The 15,097-nt window shown below is 68.7% G+C and carries 14 protein-coding genes; 11 read left to right on the top strand and 3 right to left on the bottom strand.

The features are described 5' to 3' along the window. Position 1: 1 nt before the first annotated feature. The 6 genes from KGA65_RS10420 (at position 2) to KGA65_RS10395 (ending at position 5,636) form a co-directional block, all read left to right on the top strand. Positions 2–1,273 (top strand): TraB/TrbI/VirB10 family type IV secretion system protein, encoded by a 1,272-nt coding sequence (locus KGA65_RS10420; protein ID WP_225863076.1) that lies wholly within the window; start codon positions 2–4, stop codon positions 1,271–1,273. Beyond that, on the top strand, positions 1,270–1,515 hold the full coding sequence (locus KGA65_RS10415) for a DUF2274 domain-containing protein (protein ID WP_046196295.1): 246 nt from the start codon (positions 1,270–1,272) through the stop codon (positions 1,513–1,515). The genes KGA65_RS10420 and KGA65_RS10415 overlap by 4 nt, the downstream gene beginning before the upstream one ends. Positions 1,516–1,868: 353 nt before the next feature. After that, on the top strand, positions 1,869–2,516 hold the full coding sequence (locus tag KGA65_RS10410; RefSeq protein WP_225863075.1) for a response regulator: 648 nt from the start codon (positions 1,869–1,871) through the stop codon (positions 2,514–2,516). A 64-nt stretch (positions 2,517–2,580) separates the two neighbouring features. Then, entirely contained in the window at positions 2,581–4,458 is a 1,878-nt protein-coding gene (locus tag KGA65_RS10405; RefSeq protein ID WP_225863074.1) for a sensor histidine kinase, read from the top strand. Between the two features lie 40 nt (positions 4,459–4,498). Beyond that, the gene (gene lpxC, locus KGA65_RS10400) at positions 4,499–5,434 is read left to right on the top strand and encodes a UDP-3-O-acyl-N-acetylglucosamine deacetylase (protein ID WP_225863073.1); all 936 of its coding nucleotides are present in this window, start codon (positions 4,499–4,501) and stop codon (positions 5,432–5,434) included. A gap of 16 nt (positions 5,435–5,450) precedes the next feature. After that, a complete protein-coding gene (locus KGA65_RS10395) occupies positions 5,451–5,636 on the top strand; it encodes a hypothetical protein (protein ID WP_225863072.1) in 186 nt (61 codons plus the stop codon). 9 nt (positions 5,637–5,645) lie between these two features. Here KGA65_RS10395 and KGA65_RS10390 read toward each other — a convergent pair whose 3' ends face one another. Continuing rightward, complete coding sequence (locus tag KGA65_RS10390; protein ID WP_310740955.1) at positions 5,646–6,275, bottom strand: TetR family transcriptional regulator; 630 nt, start codon at positions 6,273–6,275, stop codon at positions 5,646–5,648. A 137-nt stretch (positions 6,276–6,412) separates the two neighbouring features. Between KGA65_RS10390 and KGA65_RS10380 the strand changes: the two genes are divergently transcribed. From KGA65_RS10380 to KGA65_RS20930, 5 genes are all read left to right on the top strand, one after another. Continuing rightward, positions 6,413–7,678 carry an efflux RND transporter periplasmic adaptor subunit gene (locus tag KGA65_RS10380; protein ID WP_375142627.1) on the top strand — a complete coding sequence of 422 codons (1,266 nt, stop codon included), beginning with the start codon at positions 6,413–6,415 and terminating at the stop codon, positions 7,676–7,678. Positions 7,679–7,694: 16 nt separating this feature from the next. Then, positions 7,695–10,874: an efflux RND transporter permease subunit gene (locus tag KGA65_RS10375; RefSeq protein WP_225863071.1), complete on the top strand. Its 3,180-nt coding sequence runs from the start codon at positions 7,695–7,697 to the stop codon at positions 10,872–10,874. Beyond that, positions 10,874–12,301, top strand: coding sequence for an efflux transporter outer membrane subunit (locus KGA65_RS10370; protein ID WP_225863070.1), 1,428 nt, complete (start codon positions 10,874–10,876; stop codon positions 12,299–12,301). The genes KGA65_RS10375 and KGA65_RS10370 overlap by 1 nt, the downstream gene beginning before the upstream one ends. Positions 12,302–12,411: 110 nt before the next feature. Continuing rightward, positions 12,412–12,729 (top strand): autorepressor SdpR family transcription factor, encoded by a 318-nt coding sequence (locus KGA65_RS10365; protein ID WP_225863069.1) that lies wholly within the window; start codon positions 12,412–12,414, stop codon positions 12,727–12,729. After that, positions 12,722–12,847 (top strand): hypothetical protein, encoded by a 126-nt coding sequence (locus tag KGA65_RS20930; RefSeq protein WP_255650499.1) that lies wholly within the window; start codon positions 12,722–12,724, stop codon positions 12,845–12,847. The genes KGA65_RS10365 and KGA65_RS20930 overlap by 8 nt, the downstream gene beginning before the upstream one ends. A 1-nt stretch (position 12,848) precedes the next feature. Here the strand turns inward: KGA65_RS20930 and ruvC are convergent, their stop codons facing one another. Together ruvC and purH are read right to left on the bottom strand one after the other, a co-directional pair. After that, entirely contained in the window at positions 12,849–13,403 is a 555-nt protein-coding gene (gene ruvC, locus KGA65_RS10360) for a crossover junction endodeoxyribonuclease RuvC (protein WP_225863068.1), read from the bottom strand. Between the two features lie 92 nt (positions 13,404–13,495). Beyond that, positions 13,496–15,082, bottom strand: a complete 1,587-nt coding sequence (gene purH / locus KGA65_RS10355; RefSeq protein ID WP_225863067.1) for a bifunctional phosphoribosylaminoimidazolecarboxamide formyltransferase/IMP cyclohydrolase — start codon at positions 15,080–15,082, stop codon at positions 13,496–13,498. Between the last annotated feature and the right edge of the window lie 15 nt (positions 15,083–15,097).

Here is a 15,097-nt window from a genome sequence, read left to right as displayed (position 1 = left end):
CATGAGCCAGGATGAGATTTCCGACCATGCCGCGCCGCAGGCCGGCAAGGTGGCGCCCGAGGCGGTGGCGCTGCGCGCGCAGCCGCGCCCGGTCACGCGCCTGAACCGGCGCACGCTGGCCATCCTCACCGGCGGCCTGTCGGTCGCCGTACTCGGGGCCACGATCTGGTCGTTGCAGCCGCACCGGCGCAGCGCAGGCGAGCAGACCGAGCTTTACAACGTGGATCGCGTCTCGAAGTCCGAAGGGCTGGATGGCCTGCCTTCGGACTACTCCAAGCTGCCGGCGAAGGTGCCGGAGCTGGGGCCTCCGCTGCCGGGTGATCTTGGGCCAGCCATCGTGCAGTCGCAGCAGCCGGTGACGCCGACCTATGCGCCACCGGGCCACGACCCGGAGGATGCACGGCGCAAGGAAGCCGACGCAGCGGCGGCCTCGACGGTGTTCTTCCGCTCGGGCAATCCAGGCAAGGCCGGTGCGCCGACCGCAACACAAGTCGCCGCAGCAGGCCCGGCATCGGCCTTGGCGGGCTTCGATCCGCTCGCCGCCGGGCCAGCCTCGACGGCGGCCCAGCCTGCCGATCCCACCGCCGTGCAGAACCGGCAAGACCAGAAAGAGGCTTTCCTGAAAGGCGGTTCTACGGAAACACGCAATTCCGGCAATCTCCAAATGCCCGCCTCGCCGTACCAGGTCATGGCCGGAACGGTGATCGCTGGCGCGCTGGTGACGGGCATCAAGTCCGACCTGCCAGGCGACGTGATCGGCACGGTGACGGAGCCGGTCTATGACACGGCCACGGGCAAGTTCCTGCTGATCCCGCAAGGCTCGCGCATCCTGGGCAAGTACAACAGCCAGGTGAGCTACGGGCAGAGCCGCGTGCAGGTGGTGTGGAACCGAATCATCCTGCCGGACACGTCTTCACTGACGCTCGACAACCTGGCGGGCACCGACCCGGCCGGCTATTCCGGCCTCGAAGACGGCGTGGACTACCACTGGAGCCGCATCGTGGCCGGTGCGGCGTTGACGACATTGCTGGGTGTGGGTGCCGAGCTGGCCGCGCCGCAGAACCGGCAGAACGGCAACCGCATCGTGATCGCCGGGCAAGGCAGCCTGCAGGACAGCGTGAACCAGGTCGGTCAGGAGATGACCCGGCGCAACATGAACATCCAGCCGACGTTGACCGAACGGCCCGGCCTGCCGGTACGGATCATCGTCAACCGTGATTTGGTGCTGCGGCCATACCAGCCGCTGTTCTTCAACAGGGGGGCGATGCGATGAACACGACCAAGAAACTGCGGCTGGGGCCACTGCCCAAGACCGAGAGCGTCAAGCTGACCTTTGCTTGTCCGGCCAGCTTGAAGGCCGACCTCGACCGCTACGCCGCGCTGCACGCGCAGGCGTACGGCGAGGTTGTCGATGCCGAGAAGTTGATCCCGCACATGCTGGAGGCGTTCATGGCCGGCGATCGGGGATTCAGGAAGGGCGCAAACACTAAGACCATGCCGCTGAAGCAGTCCTGACCATATTGGCATCTTCACCATCGACCAGGAATGAAAGCGCAGCCCAAGGGCTGCGCTTTCGCATTTGGAGGTGGAGTGCGATGGCCTGGAGGCTAGGATGGCGATGCGACTCAGCCCGCCACGATGCCCCTGCGTTTCCCACCGCAAAGCGCCTATGTGGCACCTGGCTCAAAAAACGGCCGGGACACGCAACGACGAGAATTGGGCCTAACCTATTGCCCCGTAAGCCCTTTCGCACTGCTACTCGTCCGCATCAAAGACTTGACAGCGGACATTTTTCATGGGCCGTGCGCGGGCCAGGGTGTCGCTCAGGCAGGGGACACGGGCGGATGTGGGCGCTCTACACTCGCCGCATGAGGCCGATCTCCGTGCTCATCGTCGAGGACGACGAACGTGTGCGCAACGCGTTCACCGCCATCCTGCAGGGCGCGGCGGACATGTGTCTGCTGGGCTGGGCCGGGGATGTGGCCGATGGCCTGGCCCTGCTGGATGCCCGCCGGCCGGATGTGCTGCTGGTGGACCTGGGTCTGCCCAGCGGCAGCGGCATCCAGCTGATCCGCCATGCCCAGGCCCACCTGCCCGACACCGACGTGATGGTGGTCACCGTGTTCGGCGACGAGCCCCATGTGATGGCCTCGCTGGAGGCGGGGGCGACCGGCTACCTGCTCAAGGATGCGAATGCCGGTGACCTGATCGAGCAGATCCGGGCGTTGCGGGCCGGCGGCAGTCCCATCAGCCCGGTGATCGCCCGCCAGTTGTTGCTGCGCCTGGCGCCGCCCGGCCTGCCGAGCGCGGCCGACGAGGCCCTGCTGTCGCCGCAGGAACGCCAGGTGCTGACCTTCAGCGCCAAGGGCTTCAGTTTCGACGAGATCGCCGGCATGATGGGCCTGTCCCGCCACACGGTGATGACCTACGTGAAGCGCAGCTACCGCAAGTTGCAGGTGCACTCCAAGACCGAGGCCATCTATGAGGCCCGCAAGCTGGGCCTGGTGCGCGACTGAGGTCGGGCACGCCCCGCGGCGCGGCTGGCGAGGGTGGGCCGGGCGGGCCAGGGGGTTGGGGCTGGTGGGGTGTCTGGGCCTCGCGCTGGCCCAGTCGGCCCTGGCCGTGCAGATGGTGGCGCAGGCCGAACTGCATGTGCAGACGCTGGCGCCGGGGGGGCCCGAGGCCGATCTCCCGGCCTTGCTGGCCCGCCTGCCGGCCCCGGCCGATACCGCCGCGTGGTCCCCCGTCGCACTGCCGCAGACCCGACAGCCTGCGCCCCTGTCCGGAATCGGCTCGGACGGGGCGGCGATGCAGATCTGGTGGTACCGGGTGTGGGCCACGCCGAGCGTGGCGGCCGGCCCGGTCCGGCGCTGCGCGCTGTACCTGCCCCGGGTCTCGGGCGGCGTGGTGGTCGTGGCGGCCTGGAACGGTGGCGGGTGGAGGCTGTTGTCGGATGGCAGCGACCTCTGGCGCGAACAGTGGAACCGACCGGTCTGGGTCGAGCGCGCGGCCTGCGCGGGGCCACAGCCCACCGAGTGGGCGGTCGGGGTGATCCGGCGGGCGGACGGTCAGCACCGGATCAGCCAGGCCCAGATCGGGCCGGTGCCGGCGCTGCGGCCGGCCTACGACCTGCGGCTGCAGCTGCAGCTGGCGGGCCCGCAGGTGGGCAGCCTGGCCTTTCTCGCCCTCGGCGTGCTGGCGCTGGTGTACTGGGTCGGCCATCCACGGCAGACCGCCTTCTTGCTGTTCGCCCTGACCGCGGCGGCCTGGACGCTGCGCAACCTGCACTACTACGCCACCCTGCCGCGGGGGCCCGAGGCGCTGGCCTGGTTCTGGTGGATGACCAACGCCTCGCTGGCCTGGGTGATGGCCCTGATGTACCTGTTCGGCCTGCAGTTCGACGCGCGCCCCTCGCCGCGCTTCACCTGGGCCTTGGCGGCGTTCGTGCTGGGTGTGTCGCTGCTGTCCGTGCCGGTGGCGGGGGCGCCGTTGCATTCGCTGCTGGCGATCCATCTGGTGAACGCCGGGGTGGCCACGCTGGTGGGGGTGCTGCTGACCCTGCGGGCCTGGCGTTCGGGGGGCGAGGCGTTGAAGTTCATCACGCTGGCGTTCTGGCTCACCGAGGCCTTCGGCCTGCATGACCTGCTGCTGGTCACGGGGGGGATCGGGCCGGCGTCGATCTATTTGCTGCCCTATGCCAGCCTGGTCGTGCTGCTGGCCTTCCTCGGGGCGGCGCAGCGCCGCTACGTCCAGGCCACCGAGCAGGCCGTCCAGGCGAACAGCCAGCTGGAGGCCCAACTGGCCCGACGGGAGGAGGAACTGCGCCAGAACCACGAACGGCTGCGCCGGGTGGAGCGCGAGCAGGCCCTGCTGCTGGAGCGCCAGCGCCTGGTGCGCGAGATGCACGATGGGTTGGGCTCCAACCTGATGTCGGCGCTGGTGCTGGCCGAGCAGGGCCGCCTGTCACGGGATTCGGTGGCCGGCCTGCTGCGCGAGTGTCTGGACGACCTGCGGCTGGTGATTGATTCGCTGGAGCCCATCGGCAACGACCTGGTCACACTGCTGGCCATGTTGCGCCACCGCCTGGCCCGCCGGCTGGAGGCGGCCGGCCTCACGCTGGTGTGGGAGGTGGACGACCTGCCACCGCTGGACTGGCTGACCCCGCCCGAGGCGCTGCAGGTGCTGCGCATCGTGCAGGAGGTGCTCAACAACGTGCTGCGTCACGCGCATGCGCGCCGGGTGCGGATCGCGATCACCCAGCAGGCCCCGGTGGTGCGGGTGCTGATCGAGGATGATGGCGTGGGCTTTGACCTCAGCCAGGTGCCGGCCGGCCGCGGCCTGCGCCACCTGCGCGAGCGGGCGGCCCGCCTGGGCGGCACCCTGCGTGTGGACAGCCAGCCCGGGCAGGGCACCCGGGTCCAGCTCGATCTGGCCCTGCAGCGCGCAGCGTTGGCATGAAGGACAATCGCCGCTGTCGCGAAGACCGTCCCGAACCACCATGCTCCAGCAACGCACCCTCAAGTCCCTGACCCGTGCCGTCGGCGTGGGCCTGCACAGCGGCCAGAAGGTGGAGCTGACGCTGCGGCCGGCGGCGCCCGACACCGGCATCGTGTTCCGCCGGATCGACCTGCCGCAACCGGTGGACATCCCGGTGCGCTTCGATGCCGTCTGCGACACCCGCATGGCCTCCACCATCTCGCCGGGGGGCGATCCGGGTGCACCCAAGGTGCAGACCATCGAACACCTGATGTCGGCCTGCGCCGGCCTGGGCATCGACAACCTCTACGTGGACATCACCGCCGACGAGGTGCCCATCCTCGACGGCTCCTCGGCTTCGTTCGTGTTCCTGCTGCAGAGCGCGGGCATCACGCTGCAGAACGCGCCCAAGCGCTTCCTGCGGGTGAAGAAAGCGGTGGAGATCCGCGAGGGCGAGGGTCGGCGCCTGATCTGGGCCCGCCTGGAACCTTTCCACGGCTACAAGCTGACCTTCCAGATCGACTTCAACCACCCGGCCGTGGACGCCACGCCGCAGGAGGTGAGCTTCGACATGGGCTCGGGCCAGTACAAGCAGGAGATCGCCCGTGCCCGCACCTTCGGCTTCACGAAGGATGTCGAGGCCATGCGCTCGCGCGGGCTGACGCTGGGCGGCAGCATGGACAACGCGATCGTCATCGACGACTACCGGGTGCTCAACAGCGATGGCCTGCGCTACGACGACGAAATCGTCAAGCACAAGATCCTCGACGCGATCGGGGACCTCTACATCAGCGGCCACCCGCTGCTGGCGGCCTACACCTCGTACAAGGGCGGCCATGCGCTCAACAACAAGCTGCTGCGCAAGCTGCTGGCCGACGAGACGGCCTACGAGATCGTGACCTTCGAGGACGAGAAGAAGGCCCCGGCCGGCTTTGCCGAGCTGGCCCCGGCCTGGTGATGCGGCGGCCCGCCCGATGATGATCTTCCGTCTGGTCTTCGGTCTGCTGCTGGTGGCCGGGCTGCTGTGCTTCGCGGCCTACATCGGCACTGGCAATCCGCTCTGGCGCCGGCGCGGCGTGGTGCTGGTCAAGTGGACGGTGCTGGCCGGCCTGGGGGCCGTGGCGGTGCTGCTGCTGGAACGGCTACCGGCCTTTCTCTGACGCGCCGCCTCAGGCGGCCGGCCGGGGCAGGCCGCGCAAAAAGGTGTCCACCCCGGTCCGGGCCACGGCCATCAGGTCGAAGGCGCTGGGCATGCGGGTCCAGTTGTGCATCAGGCCATCCACCAGCGCGAACAGCGCGGTGGCCTGGGTGTGGTCGTCCATTTGGGGGCTGAGCAGACCTTGGCGCATCGCCTGCCGCAGCAGCCGAGCCATTTCGTCGACATAGCCGGCAATGCCCTCCTGGCAGCGGTGCTGCACTGCCGACATCTCGTCGGTGTACTCGGTGAAGTGCATCGCGATGGTGAACACGCGGCGCAGGCGGGCATCTCCGCTCAACTGCTCCAGCGGCGCCAGGGCCAGGGCCGCCACGGCGGACAAGGGGTCGGGGTGCTCGTCCTCGATGTGGTCGGCATCATCCACGGCCCATTCGCAGGGCAGCAGCACCCGGTCCATCATCGCGGAGAACAGCTCAGCCTTGTCCTTGAAATGCCAGTAGATGGCGCCCCGGGTCACCCCGGCAGTGGCCGCCACCTGCTGCAGCGAGGTCCGGGCCACGCCCTGGGCCTCGAACACCTGCTCAGCGGCATCCAGGATGCGGTGGCGTGTCACCTGGGCATCCTCTTTGGTGCGTCGCGCCATGGTTTCTCCGTGTGGCCCTGTCATCGAACATACATTCAAGATTGTATGTAAACTCTTCGCCTCAACCCCAACATGCCCACCTCCGGCCCGGTCGATCCTGTGACCGGAGGTCTGATGCGAGTCAGCAAAGGATGACCATGGCTTTCAAGCCCCCGATCGCGCTGGATCCGGCGCCCTTGTCCTCTTCGTCCACCTCCCGTGCGGTGGTGGCCTCTTCCGTGCGCCGGGCGTGGCCGCTGGCCGGTGTGGCGGCCGCCATGCTGGTGCTGGCGGGCTGCGGTCAGGGGGCGGGTGGGGCCGGCGGCGGACAGATGCCGCCTGCGCCGGTGGGGGTGATCACGGCCAAGACCGCTGCCGTGGACGTCACGACCGAGCTGCCCGGCCGCCTGGAGGCCATCCGCACGGCCCAGGTGCGCGCCCGTGTGACCGGTGTGGTCAAGCGCCGGCTGTTCACCGAAGGCAGCCTGGTCAAGGCCGGGCAGAGCCTGTTCGAGATCGACCCGGTGCCCTACCGCGCAGCGCTGGACAGCGCCCAGGCCAGCCAGGCCAAGGCCGAGGCCGTGCTGATGCAGGCCCAGGCCACGCTGGAGCGCAACCGCCCGCTGGCCCAGGCCAAGGCCATCAGTGACCAGGACTGGGTGAGCACCCAGGCCAGCTACAAGCAGGCCCAGGCCGATGTGGCCGCGGCCAAGGCGGCCGTGGTGCAGGCCAAGCTCAACGTGGACTATACCGCCGTGCTGTCGCCGATCAGCGGCCGCATCGGCCGGGCCGAGGTGACCGAGGGCGCGCTGGTCAGCGCGGGCGAGGCCACGCTGCTGGCCACGGTGCAGCAGATCGACAGCCTCTACGTCAACTTCACCCAGTCGGCCGCCGACGCGATGAAGCTCAAGCGGGCCGTCGAGGCCGGCAAGTTCCAGAAGGCCGGCTCGGCCGAGGTGCATGTGGTGCTGGACGACGGCACGGTGTACCCGCTGGCGGGCAAGCTGCTGTTCTCCGACATCACGGTGGACAGCACCTCCGGCCAGGTGACACTGCGCGCCGAACTGCCCAACCCCAAGGGCGAACTGCTGCCGGGCCTGTATGTGAAGGTGCGCATTGCCACGGCCAAGGCCACGGACGCCATCCTGGTGCCGCAGCAGGCCGTCTCCCGCGGCACCACCGGCGACACGGTGATGGTCGTCACGCCGGACAAGCAGGTCAGCGTGCGCCCGGTGCAGCTGGGCGGCACCCAGGGCAGCCAGTGGGTGGTGCTGGGTGGTCTGCAGCCGGGCGACCAGGTGGTGGTCGATGGCTTCCAGAAGATCCGTCCCAAGACCCCGGTGAACCCGGTGCCGTGGACGCCGGATGGCGTGGCCTCGGGCCCGGCGGCTGCGTCAGCCCCGGCCTCGGCGGCCAGCCACTGAGTCAGGAGCGCATCGCATGCGATCCCGTTTCTTCATCGACCGACCCATCTTCGCGTGGGTCATCGCGCTGTTCATCGTCGTACTCGGGGCGGCCGCCATCACACGGTTGCCGGTGGCCCAGTACCCGACGGTGGCACCGCCGTCCATCGTCATCACCACGGCCTACCCGGGCGCCTCTGCCCAGGTGCTGGAGGACAGCGTGCTGTCCGTCATCGAGCAGGAGCTCAATGGCGCACCGGGCCTGATTTACATGGAGTCCAGCGCCGACGCCAACGGCTCGGGCAACATCACCGTCACCTTCGAGCCGGGCACCGATGTCTCCATCGCCCAGATCGAGGTGCAGAACCGGTTGAGCCGCGCGACCCCGCGTCTGCCCAGCGCGGTGACGCAGCAGGGCGTGCGCATCGACAAGGCGCGCTCGAACTTCCTGCTGTTCGTGATGATGACGTCCAAGAACCCGGCCTACGACCCCGTGGCGCTGGGCGACTATGCGGCGCGCAACATCCAGCCGGAACTGCTGCGCATCCCGGGCGTGGGCCAGGCCCAGCTGTTCGGCACCGAGCGCTCGATGCGCATTTGGGTCGACCCGGCCAAGCTGGTGGGCTACGGCCTGTCCACGGCCGACGTCAACGCTGCCATCGCCGCGCAGAACCTGCAGGTCTCGGCCGGCAGCATCGGTGCGCTGCCCGCGGACAAGGGCCAGACGATCTACGCCACGATCAACGTCAACGGCCAGCTGCACACCGTCGAGGACTTCGGCAAGATCATCGTGCGGGCCAACACCGACGGCTCCACCGTGCGCCTGAAGGATGTGGCGCGCATTGAAGTCGGCGGCCAGGCCTACACCAGTTCTTCTCGTCTGAATGGCGTGACGGCTTCGGGCATCGGCATCCAGCAGTCGCCGGGTGGCAATGCGCTGGCGACAGCCGAGGCCATCAAGCAGCGCATGGCCGAGCTGCAGAAGTACATGCCCGAAGGCGTGAGCTACGACATCCCCTACGACAGCTCGAATTTCGTCAAGATCTCGATCGAGGAAGTCGTCAAGACGTTGGCCGAAGCCATTGCGCTGGTCTTCATCGTGATGCTGGTGTTCCTGCAGAACATCCGCTACACGCTGATCCCGACCATCGTGGTGCCGGTGGCGCTGACGGGCACCTTCGCGGTGATGCTGGCGCTGGGCTTCTCGATCAACGTGTTGACGTTGTTCGGCATGGTGCTGGCCATCGGCATCCTGGTGGACGATGCCATCGTGGTGGTGGAGAACGTCGAGCGCATCATGGCCGAGGAGGGCCTGTCGCCGCACGACGCGACCATCAAGGCGATGGGCCAGATCACCGGCGCCATCATCGGCATCACCGTGGTGCTGGTCTCGGTGTTCCTGCCCATGGCCTTCTTCAGCGGCTCGGTGGGCAACATCTACCGCCAGTTCTCGCTGTCGATGGCGGTGTCCATCCTGTTCTCGGCCTTCCTGGCCCTGACGCTGACCCCCGCGCTGTGTGCCACGCTGCTCAAGCCGGTGGCCGAGGATCACCATGAGAAGGGCGGCTTCTTCGGCTGGTTCAACCGCCGCTTCAAGCGTACCGCCAAGGGTTACGAAGGCCTGGTCGCCCGGGTGCTGCCGCGCGCCGGACGCTACCTGGTGATCTACGCCGCCATCGTCGGCGCGGTGGGTTTCCTCTACACCAAGCTGCCGACCTCCTTCTTGCCCAACGAGGACCAGGGCTACCTGATCGTCAACATCCAGCTGCCGCCAGGCGCCTCGCAGGCCCGCACCTCGGCCGTGGTGGGGCAGGTGGAGCAGTTCTTCCTGCACCAGCCTGAAGTGGACAAGGTGGTGGGCGTGCTGGGCTTCTCCTTCGCCGGCTCCGGTCAGAACGCGGCCCTGGCCTTCGTGCCACTCAAGCCCTGGGAAGAGCGCAAGGGGGCGCAGCATTCGGCGCAGGCCCTGGCGGGGCGGGCTTTCGGGGCGCTGATGGGCATCCGTGATGCCTTCATCTTCCCGCTCAGCCCGCCGCCCATCCCCGAGCTGGGCACGGCCACGGGCTTCAGCTTTCGCCTGCAGGACCGCTCCGGCCAGGGCCACACCGCCCTGCTGGCCGCGCGCAACCAGCTGCTGGGCATGGCCATGCAGAGCAAGGTGCTGACGGGCATCCGCCCCGACGGCCTGGAAGACGCGCCGCAGTTGCAGCTCGACATCGACCGTGAGCGGGCCGCCGCGCAAGGCGTGTCGTTCAGCACCATCGGTTCGGTGCTGTCCACCGCGCTGGGCTCCACCTATGTGAACGACTTCCCCAATGCGGGCCGTCTGCAGCGGGTGGTGGTGCAGGCCGAGGCCGCGGCCCGCATGACGCCGGAGGACATCCTCAAGCTCTATGTGCCCAACAGCAAGGGCCAGCAGGTGCCGCTGTCGGCCTTCGCCTCGACCCGCTGGGTCAACGGCCCGATCCAGACCATCCGCTACAACGGCTATCCGGCGATGAAGATCGCCGGTGACGCCGCGCCGGGCTACTCGACCGGTGACGCGATGGCCGAGATGGAGAAGCTGGCCAGCCAGCTGCCGCCGGGCTTCGGCTTTGAGTGGACGGGCCAGTCGCGTGAGGAGAAGCTCTCCGGCTCGCAGGCGATCTACCTGATGGCCTTCTCGATGCTGGCGGTGTTCCTGTGCCTGGCCGCGCTCTACGAGAGCTGGAGCATCCCGGTGGCGGTGCTGCTGGTGGTGCCGCTGGGGGTACTGGGCTCGCTGTGCGGCGTCTGGCTGCGCGGCATGCCCAATGACGTGTACTTCAAGGTGGGCCTGATCACCATCATCGGCCTGTCCGCGAAGAACGCCATCCTGATCATCGAGTTCGCCAAGGACCTGCAGGCCGAAGGCAAGAGCCTGCTCAAGGCCACGCTGGAGGCCTGCCACCTGCGTTTCCGCCCGATCATCATGACCTCGTTTGCCTTCATCCTGGGCGTGCTGCCGCTGGCGATTTCGTCAGGCGCCGGCTCGGCCAGCCAGCGGGCGATCGGCACGGGCGTGATGGGCGGCATGATCACCGCGACGGTGTTGGCCGTGTTCCTGGTGCCGGTGTTCTATGTCGTGATCCGCCGCCTGTTCAAGGGTGGCCACGTCAGTGGGCACAACACGATGATCTCCTCGGAGAAGACTGAAAGCGCCGTGGGCGGCATGCTCAACGGTGGGGAGGAGCACTGATGTTCCGGCGTCTCACGATGACCCTGACGCCGCTGGCCCTGAGCCTGGGCCTGGCGGGCTGTCTCAACCTGGCCCCCGACTATCAGCGTCCGGCGCTGCCGGTGCCGGCCCAGTTGCCGGCCACCGAGGTGGCCGGTCCGGCCGCCCTGCCGGGCTGGCATGAGCTGGTGCGCGACGAACGCCTGCGCCAGGTGATCCAGCGCGCACTGCGCCAGAACCGCGACCTGCGGGTGGCGGTGCTGGGGGTGGAGCGCAGCCGAGCCCAGCTGCGCATCACCGATGCCGACCGCTGGCCCTCGCTGGGCCTGGGCCTGGCCGGCGAGCGGGCGCCCAACAGCAGCGGCAAGGAGGTCAACACCTTCACCGCCGGGCTGCAGCTGTCGTCCTATGAGGTGGACCTGTTCGGCCGCCTGCGCAATGCCAGCGATGCGGCCGGCGCCACGCTGCTGGGCAATGTGGCGGCGGCCCGTTCGGCCCGGCTGTCGCTGGTCACCGGCACGGCCGCGGCCTGGCTGACGCTGGCCGCCGACGAGGAGCAGCTGGCGCTGGCGCAGCGCACCCTGGCCACGCGCGACGAGACGTTGCGCCTGACCCGGCTGCGGGCCGATGTCGGGGCGGCCTCCGAGCTGGATCTGCGCGGCGTGCAGACCCTGTCGGCCCAGGCCCGGGCGACCGTGGCCCAGCTGCAGCGCCAGCGCGATGCCGACCTGAACGCGCTCAACCTGCTGGTGGGTGAAAGCCTGCCGGCCGAGTTGCTGCCGGGCGCGATGGCCGCCGCCGACGCCCACTGGCTGGCGGATGTGCCCGCCCAGGCCCAGTCCGAGTTGCTGCTGGGGCGGCCCGACGTGATGCAGGCGGAACAAAGCCTGCTGGCCGCCAACGCCAACATTGGCGCGGCCCGTGCCGCGTTGTTCCCGGCCATCACGCTCAGCGGCAGCTACGGTGTGGCCAGTGACAGCCTCGCGGCCCTGATCCATGACGGCGTCAGTGCCTCGACCATCACCGGCTCGGTACTGCTCAGCATCTTCGACGCCGGTCGCCGGCAGGCCAACGTCGAGGTGGCCAAGGTCAACCGCGACATCGCCGTGGCCCAGTACGAGAAGGCGGTGCAGACGGCCTTCAGCGAGACGGCCACCGCCTTGCAGGGACAGGACCAGTGGCGTCAGCAGGTGCAGGCTCAGAGGGGGCTGCTGGAGGCCGAGCGCGAGCGCTACCGCCTGACCAAGCTGAAGTACGACGTCGGGGCGGCCAGCCAGCTGGACTACCTGGACGTGGAACGCTCGCTGGCCAGCGCGCAGCAGGGCCTGGTGCAGGTGCGCCTGGGTGAACTGCTCAACCGCCTGAGCCTGTACAAGGCGCTGGGCGGGGAAGAGCGGGGGGCTGCTCTCTCGGCCCAGACCCCGGCCAGCGCATCTGAGCCGTCCTGACCCGCGCTGCGCTCAGGACCGCCCGCCCGGCCACGGTATTCCGTCGCCGGGCTTTTTCGTGCCTGAGGGGCAGGGCTCGGCATAAATCGAAGATTTGCGAAACTACGAAAATGGACAAAGTCTTCAAAGCCCTGAGCGACCCGACACGGCGGCGCATCCTGCAGTTGCTGCGCGAGCGGGACATGACGGCCGGCGAGCTGGCCGACCATTTCACCCTCGGCAAGTCCACGCTGTCGGCCCACTTCCAGGCGCTGCGTGAGGCGGAGCTGGTCACTTCCACCAAGTCTGGCACCAGCATCACTTACCGGCTCAACCTGTCGGTGCTGGAGGAAGCCCTGCTGGGCTTTGCCGGCCTGTTCGGTCTGGGGGATCGGCGCGGCGTGACCGCGCAGCCGGGGGGCGCCGACGGGGCTGCTTCCCATGACTGAGCCGTTGGCCCGTCACGCCCAGCAGGGCCTGTTGCTGGCCAACCTGTGGCCGCTGGCCGGTCTGATCCCCGTGCTGCAGTCCTGGCGGCTGTGGCGGGCCCTGGGGCGCTCTCAGTAGCTTAGTAGGTCCGCCCGCCCTTGAACTGGGCGTGGGTGCGGCGGTGCAACGTGGTGACCTGGGCCATCGCGGCGAAGGAGCCGCCCGCGTGCACATGGGTGATGGCCAGGCCCAGCGCATCAGCCGCGTCCTTGCTGGGCAGGCCGGGCAGGTTCAGCAGGCGCTTGACCATCTCCTGGATCTGGTCCTTGCGCGCATGGCCATGGCCCACCACCGACTTCTTCATCTGCAGCGCCGTGTACTCCGCCACCGGCAGGCCGGAGGTGGCCAGGGCCGTGACGGCCGCGCCCCGGGCCTGACCCAGCAGCAGCGTGCTCTGCGGGTTCACGTTGACGAAGACGATTTCGCAGGAGGCCTGGTCGGGCTCGTAGCGCCGCACCACCTCCTGCACGCCTTCGAAGATCATCTTGAGGCGCCCCGGCAGGTCGCCCAGTTCGATGCCGCTGGTGGTGCGGATGGTGCCGCTGGCCACGTAGTGCAGCTGGCTGCCTTCCTTCTGGACGACGCCGAAGCCGGTGCACTGCAGGCCAGGGTCGATGCCGATCACACGGGTCATGGCGGGCATGTTAATCGGAGCCGGCAAGGACCGGGGGCATGAAAAAGCCCGGCACGGAGGCCGGGCTGCAGGCCGGGGCCTGGCCCCAGGGATCAGTGGCGGAAGTGGCGGGTGCCGGTCAGCACCATCGCGATGCCGCGCTCGTCGGCGGCGGCGATCACTTCTTCGTCGCGCACCGAGCCACCCGGGTGGATGACGCAGGTGGCGCCGGCGTCCACGACCACGTCCAGGCCGTCACGGAACGGGAAGAATGCGTCGCTGGCCACCGCGGTGCCCGACAGGCTCAGGCCGGCGGCCTGGGCCTTGATGCTGGCGATGCGGGCCGAATCCAGGCGGCTCATCTGGCCGGCACCAACGCCGAAGGTCATGCCGTCCTTGCAGAAGACGATGGCGTTGGACTTCACGAAGCGCGCCACGGTCCAGGCGAACTTCAGGTCGGCCAGCTGCTGGGCGGTGGGCTGCAGCTTGGAGACCACCTTCAGCTCACCGACCACGTCGATGTGGTCCGACGACTGCAGCAGCATGCCGCCGCCCACGCGCTTCATGTCCAGCGCGTTGACGGCCTTGCTGATCGGCACTTCCAGCAGGCGCACGTTGGTCTTGGCGGCGTAGGCGCTGCGGGCGGCCGGGGTGATCTGCGGCGCGATGGCCACTTCGACGAAGTGCTTGTTGGCGTGGATCTTCTCGACCACGTCGGCGTCCAGCGGGCGGTTGAAGGCGATGATGCCGCCGAAGGCCGAGGTCGGGTCGGTCTTCAGGGCCTTCTCGTAGGCTTCCAGCAGCGTGGCGCCCACGGCCACGCCGCAGGGGTTGGCATGCTTGACGATCACGCAGGCCGGCACGTCGAAGGCCTTGACGCATTCCCAGGCGGCGTCGGCGTCGGCGATGTTGTTGAAGGACAGCTCCTTGCCCTGGATCTGGGTCCAGCCCGACAGCAGGCCGGCGGCCGGGGCAGCCTCCTTGTAGAAAGCGGCGCTCTGGTGCGGGTTCTCGCCGTAGCGCATGCCCTGCACCTTGTGCAGCTGCAGGTTGAAGACGGCGGGGTATTCCTCGCGCTTGGGCACCTCGGCGGTCTTCTCTTCCGAGCCGGCTTCCAGCGAGGTCAGGTAGTTGCTGATCATGCCGTCGTAGGCGGCGGTGTGCGAGAACACCTTCTTGGCCAGCATGAACTTGGTCTTGCGGGTCAGGGCCGTGCCCTTGGAGTCGGCCAGCTCGGCCAGCACCTGCGGGTAGTCGGTCGGGTCGATCACCACGCCCACGTCCTGCCAGTTCTTGGCCGCGGCCCGCAGCATGGCCGGGCCGCCGATGTCGATGTTCTCGATCGCGTCCTCGAAGGTGCAATCGGCCTTGGCCGTGGCCTGGGCGAAGGGGTACAGGTTGATGATCAGCAGGTCGATCGTGTCGATGCCGTGTTCCTTCAGCGCGGCCATGTGCGCGGGCACATCGCGGCGGGCCAGCAGGCCACCGTGCACGCGCGGGTGCAGGGTCTTGACGCGGCCGTCGAGCATTTCCGGGAAGCCGGTGATCTCGCTGACCTCGGTCACCGGCAGACCGGCGCCGGCCAGCAGCTTGGCGGTGCCGCCAGTGGACAGCAGGCGGATGCCGTGGCCGTGCAGGGCCTGGGCCAATTCGACGATGCCGGTCTTGTCAGAGACCGAGAGCAGGGCGGTGAGTGCCATGGTGGTGTGCGGGTT

The sequence above is a fragment of the Ideonella benzenivorans genome (assembly GCF_020387415.1).
GTDB lineage: Bacteria > Pseudomonadota > Gammaproteobacteria > Burkholderiales > Burkholderiaceae_C > Ideonella > Ideonella benzenivorans.
Note: the sequence above shows the minus strand (reverse complement) of the source record. Positions and strands in the feature narration are given on the sequence as shown.